Source organism: Methanospirillum sp. (assembly GCF_028679455.1).
Lineage (GTDB): Archaea > Halobacteriota > Methanomicrobia > Methanomicrobiales > Methanospirillaceae > Methanospirillum.
On record NZ_JAJRBM010000148.1, the window covers coordinates 1 to 3,856 of the forward strand.

Consider the following 3,856-nt stretch of genomic DNA (forward strand, 5'->3'; position numbering starts at 1 on the left):
GGATCAACTCCTCATTCTCAAAGAATCTTCTGATAATCGTCAGGTTATAGTAATTTCCATCAGAATCGAGGTTAAATAATCCCTGGACACGAAGTACCCGATCCGTGAGGGTTATCTCGTCCGAGACATCCGCCTCGTACCGTGCATGGGCAGGATCTGAATCTTTCACCTTCCAGGTATTATGCTGAACCGAGTGATAGAGGGTATCATTAACCCTCCATTGCTGGTCGCTATCCGCCGTATATGTCGTTTCACAGGTTTCCGGATCATAGGAGACAGGGAGATCAACATCTGCTCCGCCAAGACTTGTTGCATTCGGATTCTCTTCTTCTTCTGCAAGGGGAGGAAGGGAACAGGCATCCCGGAGGGTATTTTCCGTTACGACCGGCGAAGATCCAGGTATCAGGACCGGGATACAGGGTCGTGTTTCCCAGGTACGGCGTGGGCCAGGCCATGGAAACTGTGCATTGCGGATAGAAAACCGGATTTTATGGCCAGGGTTGAACTGCCAGGTGGTGTAGTGAATCTTACCGGAAAGGAGTTCCGGTTTGCCGGGTGTAAGAGGTTTTCGATCGAGACGGGATTCCCGGTCTGCAAAGAATTGATCCGAGATCTCATAGGTATCGGGGGACGGGATGCATTGAGGGTATCTATCATCGATTTCCAGGTATCCATATGGAATGCCCTGTCAGCCGAGTGGACATCCTGGTAAAAGAGATCGTCAGATGCATGGACTATCAGTATCGCTTTCAATGCAGGGGTTTTTTTCCTGCGATCATGAGGGCATTGAATCGGCTCCACGACATGCCGACCATTCCCACGTTTCCGTTGGACCATTCCTGATGAGCGAGCGGGTCAATAACCTCAACCCCGTCTGATAATTCCTGCTCTGTAAACTCATACTCAGGAACTACTCCTTCACTCCTTCCGGTCTCTCTCACATCGGCCATGGCGACCACGTACCCCCGTTTCGCAAAGTACGTGCCGACATAGTAATCCTCGAGGTACGAGACATCGTCCTCTCGATAGGGATCCAATTCAAAGATCACGGGAAACTTCTCCCGTTCTTCACTGGAAACCGGTTTAAAATAGAGAACCGCAACCTGACTCCGTCAGGCATCGTGATATCGTCTTTTTCAATGGTTACTTCATAATCCGGAGAAAAGGGGCCTGTTTCTATTTATGCGGATATACCAGCGTTTCATTGGCACCTGCAGAAGAAAAGGCAGGAAAAACAACAACCATCACGAAGAGAAGAACCAGGATACGACTCCAGCATATGATGTTCTTACCCATATCTGAAAGAGGGTAAATACTCTGATGAATATATTCTATTGAAACAAAAGGAATGAATCACCTCTTTTCTGCATTCATTCCCGGAAGAATACGTACCCGGGGGCCGGGAATCCTGGTATCGGTTACTTTTCCCTGATAACTTGTTACATTATAGTGAAGAAGAATAACCCAGAAGATAAAACAATGAGTATTCTGCGGCATATTGAGACTCAATCCTCTTTGGTTTCAGGTAATACCCCATCGTCACCCATGCTCTTCAATGCCCCGGAAAGCATCATCTCAAAGGTCATATTCTGGAGGTAGAGGCTGATAGGGAGCGTGTTGATGATCGCCATCCTCTCATCATTGACGGTATAAATACTCATGACTTCGGTATCAGCCGAGATGATCAGGCATTCCAGGAAAAACACCTGGTTTTTCTGGACCAGGGGATTAGCAAATGCTTTATCAAAGATCTTTTCACGAAAGAACTCGTTCATTTTGTCTATCTGATAATAGGAAACACCAGGGATCCGACTGCCGGAGAATGTAATACCAGGTTTAAAGAGAAGACTGACCTTCCCCTTCTTTGAAGCCTGGCGAATCTGTGCATCGTACCGCACAGGAACCAGGTTTTCAAGAACCAGGATGGAGATATCCCCGGTCATTCGTTCGATGAGAAGATCCAGATGACGCGTGATGCTCCAGTCTCCCTTCACATGCCAGAGAGGGACAAACTCTTCATCTTTCTTTGTTGAAAGGGTCTCAAGGACTGCAATGCTCTCCTCTGCAGCATGGTTGAGATCCTTCTGAAGTTTTGAGATCACGATATCAGGAGGGACAGACCGGTAAAACAGGGGACTGCCCTCACGAACCTCGACAAACCCTTTTGCTGTCAGTTCACTGAGGATATCATATACCCGGGGACGTGGCACCCCGCTGACCTCGTGAATTGTCCGGGCATTCGCCTCTCTGATCCCTACAAGCGCAATATAGATCTTTGCTTCATATTCCTTGAGACCAAGTTTTACCAGGTTTTGGATGAGATCGGACATATGTTACTATGATAGTTACAACATAATTATATCTAGTGCTTCCGACATTATGCACTGCATCCTGTAGCAGAATTCATCGTAGGTGTACCATGAACCAGTCATATGTCATTATCCTCACACTCATCTGCATCGGAACAATCGGAGTTCTCCATTCATCAGCACTCGAAACACCGGTTGATTACGAGGCAGCCCAGATATCAATCCAGAATGTAACATTGGATCCCGAAATACTCATGCAGGGTGATACCGGGAATATTGTCATTCAGATCAGAAATATCGGGAACCAGAGCGTTGCAATACGAAGGGCTGAACTATCCTGTGATGCCCTGACTGTCCTAAACGATCAGACCTATAATTCAGTGGGAACTATCGGTCCAGGGAACAGTATGAAATTTGCCTTCTCTATTAAGGCAGATCATGAAGACGGAACATATTACCTCAAGTTTTACCTTGACTTCATGGGATCAGGATCCCTTCGGTACTACATCCCGGTCACGGTTGAGAGTTCTGAACTCCAGGTTTCAGTCATCGACTCACCAGACATATACACAAATGATCGAAAAGAGCAGATTTATCTCACCGTAGGAAATCCTCGCAAAAAATCGGTCGACGGGGTGATAGTAACCCCGAATGGTGAAGATATCAGATCAACGCAATCATCGGTTTTTATCGGATCTCTCGAGCCCAATGCCCAAAAAAACGTGACTCTGGAGATAACTCCGAAAGCAAAGACAAATCTCACCGTTGAGACATCATACAAGAACGGAGATAATAAGCACATCGTAAGCCTTCAGATCCCGGTTGAAACAGGGATCAGAAATATCCGTGCCGAACCAATCGTCAGCGATCTGGAGGTTATCAAATCGGGTGATTACTACACCCTGAAAGGCGATATTATAAACAACGGACTTGAATTTGCACATAGTATTATTCTTTCGGCTGGTTTCCCTGCATCATCCATCGATCCCAGTCCGGATTGTGTGGTTGGAAACCTGGAACCTGATGAATCTGCAAACTTCAGGATGTCACTCACCTGTCATGAAGATACCTTCCCTCTCACCATCAGGTACAAGGATATTGAAGGCGATCTCTGCTCCGATACCACCATGATTAACCTGTCTCACCCTGAAAAAAATGCGTCCCGGGAGCAGAAAATCAGTGGATTTGGCACCATCCAGATCCTGATCGGAGTTGGTGCCGGAATAATCCTGTTACTCGGGGCATTTTTCGTCCTTTCCCGAAGAACCAAACTCGGTCAGACTATTACTAACCTGAAAAGGAGATGAAAGGAGGAGAATACATGGCTTCAAGTGACGAAACTGCAAGCCAGGCGATACCTCCGTCAAGTGAGGAAAAGCCGCTTCAGAATCCGCTGATGAAAATTAAACACCATCCTTTCTTCTTGAGAGGAGTGATCATCCTCCTGGCCATCTCCGGAATTCTGGGATTTATTGTCTGGAACGATATCCAGAGTACTGTCTATATCGAGGATAGCACAATTACAGCACCGGTAATCACCATCAGCC

The 3,856-nt window shown here is 46.7% G+C and carries 5 protein-coding genes and 1 pseudogene; 3 read left to right on the forward strand and 3 right to left on the reverse strand.

The annotated features are described in order from the left end of the window. Positions 1 to 490 precede the first annotated feature (490 nt). A complete protein-coding gene (locus LUQ50_RS04990; protein WP_300037094.1) occupies positions 491 to 712 on the forward strand; it encodes a hypothetical protein in 222 nt (73 codons plus the stop codon). A gap of 37 nt (positions 713 to 749) precedes the next feature. Here LUQ50_RS04990 and LUQ50_RS04995 read toward each other — a convergent pair. From LUQ50_RS04995 to LUQ50_RS05005, 3 genes and pseudogenes are all read right to left on the reverse strand, one after another. Beyond that, positions 750 to 1,085 (reverse strand): annotated as a pseudogene (locus LUQ50_RS04995) (CocE/NonD family hydrolase); the annotation flags it as partial. A gap of 268 nt (positions 1,086 to 1,353) precedes the next feature. Further along, positions 1,354 to 1,497, reverse strand: coding sequence for a hypothetical protein (locus LUQ50_RS05000; protein ID WP_300037097.1), 144 nt, complete (start codon positions 1,495 to 1,497; stop codon positions 1,354 to 1,356). Between the two features lie 8 nt (positions 1,498 to 1,505). Further along, entirely contained in the window at positions 1,506 to 2,330 is an 825-nt protein-coding gene (locus LUQ50_RS05005) for a TrmB family transcriptional regulator (protein ID WP_300037101.1), read from the reverse strand. An 89-nt stretch (positions 2,331 to 2,419) separates the two neighbouring features. On the opposite strand from LUQ50_RS05005, the gene LUQ50_RS05010 reads away from it, so the two are divergent. Further along, a complete protein-coding gene (locus tag LUQ50_RS05010; protein WP_300037104.1) occupies positions 2,420 to 3,616 on the forward strand; it encodes a hypothetical protein in 1,197 nt (398 codons plus the stop codon). Positions 3,617 to 3,630: 14 nt separating this feature from the next. After that, positions 3,631 to 3,856 (forward strand): hypothetical protein (locus tag LUQ50_RS05015; RefSeq protein ID WP_300037107.1); only part of this gene is annotated, 226 nt, incomplete at its 3' end.

Excerpts from the sequence above, each read along its gene's own strand:
- LUQ50_RS04990 (WP_300037094.1), top strand. The coding sequence starts at position 491 with ATGGCCAGGGTTGAACTGCCAGGTGGTGTAGTGAATCTTACCGGAAAG.
- LUQ50_RS05010 (WP_300037104.1), top strand. The coding sequence starts at position 2,420 with ATGAACCAGTCATATGTCATTATCCTCACACTCATCTGCATCGGAACA.
- LUQ50_RS05000 (WP_300037097.1), bottom strand. The coding sequence starts at position 1,497 with ATGCCGCAGAATACTCATTGTTTTATCTTCTGGGTTATTCTTCTTCAC.
- LUQ50_RS05005 (WP_300037101.1), bottom strand. The coding sequence starts at position 2,330 with ATGTCCGATCTCATCCAAAACCTGGTAAAACTTGGTCTCAAGGAATAT.